Annotated in this window: 4 protein-coding genes; all 4 read right to left on the bottom strand. The window is 68.2% G+C overall.

The genetic code is table 11. The annotated features are described in order from the left end of the window. Positions 1-113: 113 nt before the first annotated feature. A complete protein-coding gene (locus tag ACK5M9_RS00710) occupies positions 114-1,400 on the bottom strand; it encodes a serine hydrolase domain-containing protein (protein ID WP_416891293.1) in 1,287 nt (428 codons plus the stop codon). Between the two features lie 63 nt (positions 1,401-1,463). Continuing rightward, a complete protein-coding gene (meaB, locus tag ACK5M9_RS00705; protein ID WP_416891292.1) occupies positions 1,464-2,462 on the bottom strand; it encodes a methylmalonyl Co-A mutase-associated GTPase MeaB in 999 nt (332 codons plus the stop codon). Then, the gene (gene scpA / locus ACK5M9_RS00700; RefSeq protein ID WP_416891291.1) at positions 2,462-4,723 is read right to left on the bottom strand and encodes a methylmalonyl-CoA mutase; all 2,262 of its coding nucleotides are present in this window, start codon (positions 4,721-4,723) and stop codon (positions 2,462-2,464) included. The genes meaB and scpA overlap by 1 nt, the downstream gene beginning before the upstream one ends. Next, positions 4,724-6,610, bottom strand: coding sequence for a methylmalonyl-CoA mutase small subunit (gene mutA, locus ACK5M9_RS00695; RefSeq protein WP_416891290.1), 1,887 nt, complete (start codon positions 6,608-6,610; stop codon positions 4,724-4,726). It abuts the gene before it with no gap. Positions 6,611-6,720: the final 110 nt, after the last annotated feature.

Below are 6,720 nucleotides of genomic sequence, written 5' to 3'. Positions count from 1 at the left end.
GGTCACGCAGACTTCGCCGATGGTTATCACGTCGCTGACCTGACACACGCGAAGACGATCGATGAGTTGCGGACGACGCTGGGCCTGTAAGCGCCGCTGCCGCAGCATCTCCCCTACCCCTCGACCGCCTCCTCCTCCCAGTAGGGCGCCCCCATCGAGCGCACCGGCCGGTACCCGCGCTTACGGGCCGTGGCCACGGCCCGCCGGGTCAGGGCATACAGCCCGACGAAGGCGGCGTGGTCGGTCACCACCAGGGGCGTCAGCAACCGGTTGTGCACGAAGCCGATCGCCAACCCCGAATCGGGATCGCTCCACCCGATCGAGCCGCCCAGGCCCGCATGCCCGAACCCGGGCATCGCGTTCGCGATGGGCAGTACGTGGTAGCCGAGATGGAAGGCGATCGGAACAATGAGATTCCGGTCGGGCCGGATCGATCGCCGACGGGTCAACCCCGCGATCAGGCGCCGCGATAGGAACTGAGTGCCGTCCACCTCGCCGCCGTTGGCGATGGCGCCGTACATGCGCGCGAGCGCACGTGCGGTCACGATCCCGTTCGCCGCGGGAATCTCCGCGTCGAGCATCGCGTTGTCGCCCCGCACAGTGGCCATCGCTCCCGGGAAATACATGGACCGAAAGCCGCCGGAGAGCTGCCCGGCCGCCTTCTGCGCGACAGCGCTGACCACCCGATTGCCGACGATGTGCCGCGGCATGATGAGCTCCGCGGCCCTGGTAGGCGAGCCGGCGGGTGGCCGGCCCAGATGGAAGCCGTCGCAATCCAGGGGTTCGGCAATTTCCTCGCGGAACAGCACACGCATGTCCTTGCCGGTGACCGCACGGGCCAGCCCGGACATCAGCCATCCGAACGTCAGCGCGTGGTAGGCGGGTTTGCCCAGCATGCGCCCGGGTGAAGCCGCCGCCAGCCGGTCCTCCATCTCGATGTGATCGAATACGTCGGCCCGGCTGGCCCCGCGCAGACCCGACAGGCCCGCGGTGTGCTTCATCACCTGCCGAACCGTCATGTTCGCCTTGCCGTTGGCCCCGAACTCGGGCCAGTAGCGCGCAACCGGGGCGTCGTAGTCGATCAACCCCCGGTCGGCCAGCCGGTGGATCACCGTGGCCGCGACGCCCTTGGTCGTCGAAAACACCATGGGAGCGGTGTCGGCTGTCCACTGTACCCGGCCCGCACGGTCCGCCCAGCCCTTCCAGACGTCGACGACGGGCTGGCCGTCGAGATAGACCGCCAGCGCGCCACCGCCGAAGCGGCGGGCGGGGAACATGGTGGAAAACGCGCGAACAACGCACTCGAATTGGGGGTCCGCGGCACCGAACACACCGTGCCCCGCAGCTGGGGCGCCGTGAGTGGGAACAACGCGGCGATTGACTCCGATGTCTACCGTCACACCATCGAAAATACGTGACCCGGGTAACGGGCACGGACGAACCCGGACAAATTTACCGATCCGTTAGAGCGACGCGATCGAAAGTATCTGCTGGGCGGCCAGCGCCGGGGTCAGCGCTCCCTGGCGGACCTGACGTTCGATATCGCGGCGTGCCTCGCGCACTCCCGGATCGGACAGCACCCGATCGAGCACCGTGTCGCGCACCAGCTGCCAGGTCCAGTCGACCTGCTGGTCCCGGCGACGCGCGTCGAATTGCCCGGCCTCGGTGAGCGCCTCGCGGTGCTTTTCGACGGTGTCCCACAGCTCGCAGACCCCCGCCGCCCCCGATCCGCCGGCCTCGCCGGCTCCTTCGATCGCACTCATGGTGAGTACCGGTGGCCGCCACAGGGTTTCGCGCGGATAGATCAGCCTGATCGCCGAGGTAAGCTCGCGGGCGGCCATCCGGGCATCCTTGAGGTGCGCGCCGTCGGCCTTGTTGACCACCACGATGTCGGCCAGTTCCAGCACGCCTTTCTTGATGCCCTGCAACTGATCCCCGGTGCGCGCCAGCGTCAGCAACACGAAGGTGTCCACCATGTTGGCCACCGCCACCTCGGACTGACCGACACCCACCGTCTCGATCAGGATCACGTCAAAACCGGCGGCTTCCAGCAGCACAACGGTCTCGCGGGTGGCCTTTGCCACCCCACCCAACGTTCCCGACGTCGGGGACGGGCGGATGTAGGCGTCCGGGTGCGCGGCCAGGCGAGCCATCCGGGTCTTGTCGCCCAGAATCGAACCGCCGGTACGCGTCGACGACGGGTCCACCGCCAGCACCGCCACCTTGTGTCCCCGGCCGATCAGCTGCATCCCCAGGGCCTCGATGCTGGTGGATTTGCCCACCCCGGGCACCCCGGTGATACCCACCCTGTGCGCGCTACCGGAGTCGGGCAGCAACTCCAGCAGCAGCCGCTGCGCCATTTCCCGATGGTCGGCCCGAGTGGATTCCAGCACCGTGATGGCCCGCGCCAGCGCGGCGCGGTCCCCGCCGCGGATCCCGGCCGCCAAATCCTGCACAGCCATCACCCCAGCTCGTACCCCAGCCGCTCGGCCAACTTGCGCAGCAGGCCGACTGCGGAGTCGGCGATCACCGTCCCCGGCGGATAGATGGCGGCCGCACCCGCGGCATAGAGCTCGTCGAAGTCTCCGGGCGGGATGACCCCGCCGACGACGATCATGATGTCCGGGCGACCGACCTGCGCGAGCGCCTCGCGCAACGCGGGCACCAGCGTCAGATGTCCCGCGGCCAGGGACGACACCCCGACGACATGCACATCGTTGTCGGCGGCCTGGCGGGCGACTTCCTCCGGAGTGGAGAACAGCGACCCGACGTCGACGTCGAAACCGATGTCGGCGAACGCCGTCGCGATCACCTTCTGGCCGCGGTCGTGGCCGTCCTGGCCCATTTTGGCGATCAGAATCCTCGGCCGGCGACCGTCGGCGTCGGCGAACTTCTCCACTAGCTCGGTCGCTTTCGACAGCCCGGCGATGTTGCCGCCTCCTCGAATCTCGTCCCGGTAGACCCCGGCAATCGTGCGAATCTCGGCCTGGTGGCGTCCGTAGACCTTCTCCAGTGCATCGGAGATTTCCCCGACGGTGGCCTTGGCACGGGCCGCATCGATGGCCAGGGCCATCAGGTTGTTTCCCAGCCCGTCCTCACCGGCGCGGCCGCTCTCCCCTGCCGCGCGGGTGAGTTCGGCCAGCGCCGCCCGTACAGCCGCGGTGTCCCTGCCGGCCCGCAACTGTTCGAGTTTGGCGAGTTGTTCGGCGCGCACCCGGCTGTTCTCGACCTTGAGGACCTCGATCTGCTGGTCTTCGTCGACCTGGTACTTGTTCACCCCGATCACCGGCTGCTGGCCGGAATCGATGCGGGCCTGGGTGCGGGCGGCGGCCTCCTCGATGCGCAACTTCGGGATACCGTCGCCGATCGCCTGGGCCATGCCGCCGTGTTCGGCGATCTCGGCGATGTGGGCGCGGGCCCGCTGGGCGAGCTGGTGAGTCAGCCACTCCACGTAATACGAACCCCCCCAGGGGTCGATCGGGCGGGTGGTGCCGGACTCCTGCTGCAACACCAGCTGGGTGTTGCGGGCGATGCGGGCCGAGAAGTCGGTGGGCAGCGCCAACGCCTCGTCCAGGGCGTTGGTGTGCAGCGATTGGGTGTGCCCCTGGGTGGCGGCCATCGCCTCGATGCAGGTGCGTGCGACGTTGTTGTAGACGTCCTGGGCGGTCAACGACCACCCCGAGGTTTGCGAGTGGGTGCGCAGCGACCTGGATTTCGGGTTTCGGCTGCCGAATTCGGCCACCAGCTCGCTCCACAGCAGCCGGCCGGCCCGCAATTTCGCGACCTCCATGAAGAAGTTCATCCCGATGCCCCAGAAGAACGACAGCCGCGGGGCGAACGTGTCGACGTCCAACCCGGCGTCCAGGCCCGCCCTGATGTATTCCACACCGTCGGCAAGGGTGTAGGCCAGCTCCAAATCCGCTGTGGCACCGGCTTCTTGGATATGGTAGCCGGAAATCGAGATGGAGTTGAACTTGGGCATCTTCGCACTGGTGTAGGCGAAGATGTCGGAGATGATCCGCATCGACGGCGCGGGCGGATAGATGTAGGTGTTGCGCACCATGAACTCTTTGAGGATGTCGTTCTGGATGGTGCCGGCCAGCTTCTCCGGCGGCACCCCCTGCTCCTCGGCGGCCACCACATACAGCGCCAGGATCGGCAGCACCGCACCGTTCATCGTCATCGACACCGACACCGTCGACAAGTCGATTCCATCGAACAGCTGGCGCATGTCGAGAATGGAATCGATCGCCACACCGGCCATTCCGACGTCCCCCTGCACCCGGGGGTGATCGGAGTCGTATCCGCGGTGGGTGGCCAGATCGAAGGCAACCGACTGGCCTTTTTGTCCGGCGGCCAGGTTGCGCCGATAGAACGCGTTGGACTCCGCCGCGGTGGAGAAACCGGCGTACTGCCGGATCGTCCACGGCTGGTTGACGTACATCGTCGGGTACGGGCCGCGCACAAACGGCGGCTCGCCCGGGAAGGTGTTGAGCGGATAGCCCTCGGTCTCCGCGTCGCGCCGGTCTTCGCCGATGTAGACCGGCTTGACGGCAATACCTTCCGGGGTGTCCCACACCAGCTGTTCGGGGGTGTACCAGTGGGCTTTGGCCGCGGCTTGTACGTGCTCGTCGACCGCTTGCGCGGTCGGCGCCTCGCCGGTACGGCCGCCGGCCAGCGGGACGTCGGCGAAACTGGGGACAACGCGCGCACCGGTCGTCATCTAGGCCCCCAGCCGATTCAGCAGATCCGAAAGCACTTCGACCGCATTGATTGCGGCGGTGAGAAAGTCGTCGGGACGATCCTCGGACTCCCCCACGGCTTTTTCCGGGCCGGCGAGGTACACCCGTTCGATACCGGCGCCGCGTGCGGCCTTCACCATGGCGGATGCCTCGCCGGCATAGCGCTTGTCGGCGCCGCAGATCACCGCGACCGCCGGGGAGCCGGCCTCCGAGACGGCCCGGCCGACTTCTGCGGCATCCACCGAACCCGGATTGATCGCCTCGATGCCGCCGGAGGCCAGCAGATTGGTCGCGAACGTGGCCCGGATGTTGTGTTCGGCCAGCGGGCCCAGGGGCAGCAGCAACACCTGCGGCCGGCTGCCGTTCTTGGCGAAGTAGGCGTCCGAGCGGTCCCGCAGCGCCTCGAATCCGGCCGCGTAGCGCACCACGTTCGCCACTGCTCCGAGCGAGTCGGCTTGCGGCAGCGGAGCTAAGTCGAGGTTGGGGAATTCGTTGACCCCGGTGATTGCCTTGCGCCGGTGCGCGACGTCGTCGGCGCGGCTGGCCGCGGTCTCGGCGATCCGGGCGGTCAGGTAGTCCCGAGCATCGGTGAATCCGCCGTGGGATTCTATGGATTGGAAGTGGTGCCAGGCCTGTTCGGCCAGTCGCTCGGTGAGGTCCTCGACGAACCACGACCCGCCAGCGGGGTCGAGCACCCGACCCACGTGCGACTCCTCCAGTAGCAGCAACTGGGTGTTTCGTGCGATGCGGCGCGCGAAATTGGTTGTCGTCCCGGGCCATCCGCCCGGGATGGCTACATCGAAGGCGTGCACCAGGACGGTGTCGGCGCCACCCGCGCCCGCGCCGAACGCCGCCAGCGTGCAGCGCAGCATGTTCACCCAGGGGTCGCGCTGAGTCATCATCGGCAACGAGGTCTCCGCGTGTACGACCGTCGCCCCGGCGTCGGGATCCCCGGTGTCCCCGGTATCCCCTGCGCCCCCAGCGACTTCGGCGACCCGCGCCCACAGTCGACGCGCCGCCCGCATCTTGGCCAGGGTGCTGAACTGGTCGTCGTCGGCGGCGAGCCGGAAACTGATCTGCCCCAGGGCGTCGGTCACCGGCAGGCCGGCTTCGGTGAGCAGCCGAAGGTAGGCGACCCCGGCGGCGATCGCCGCCGCCAGCTCCCAGGCCGCGGTAGCTCCGATGTTGTGGAAGGTGGGTCCGTCGACCGTTATCGTGCGCACCCCGGGTGTGCCCGCGGCCCGCTCGGCAACCGCGACTACGTCGGACACCGCCGGGGTGCTGCGGCCACTGACCACCGCGGACAGCGGGTCAGCGCCCAGATCCACCGATACGGTGGCGCGCTGCTCTGCGTCCAGCGCGTCGACCATCCCGAGCAGCACGCCGGCGGCTGTTTCGAAGTCCGCTCCGGCGTCCAGGATCACCGGCGCCATGCTCAGGTGCACCCCGTCGAGCAGCGCGGCGAGCCGATTCGGGGTCACCCCGGACTCCCCCACCCGGAGCAGCGGTGCGCTGACCCCGTCACCCAGCGCGGCAAGCAGTGCGGCGTTGGCATCGCCGGGCTCGATGCCGGGCGCCGGAAAAGCTTCGGCCACCTTCCAGCCGGACTTGACGTCGCGCAACGCGTCCCCGCCGCGCACAAACGGCCACTGTCCGGGCAGCGGCGGCTCGGGCCGTTCGTCGAATGCGGTGTAGAGCGGCCCGATGCCGAACCCGTCATAGGTCGGGGTGTCCAGCCGGTGTTCGGGTTCGGTGCCCAGCTCGCCGGGGTCGCATCGGGCGCTCTTGGACAGCACACCGGCGACAGCACTGCGCCAGCGCCGGCGAACCTGTTCCAGGCCGGCGAGCTCGGGTACGTCAATGGACACCGACTGCTCCTATTTCCGCAGCATCTGACGATGACGCTTCGGGTTCTCTTGCGGATGCAACTGGGAAATCAGGCTAGTTGATCAGCGCCGCGAAATAGGAATCGAGGTGC

The organism is Mycobacterium sp. (assembly GCF_047975165.1).
GTDB lineage: Bacteria > Actinomycetota > Actinomycetes > Mycobacteriales > Mycobacteriaceae > Mycobacterium.
This window is presented reverse-complemented; position numbering and strand designations above follow the sequence as displayed.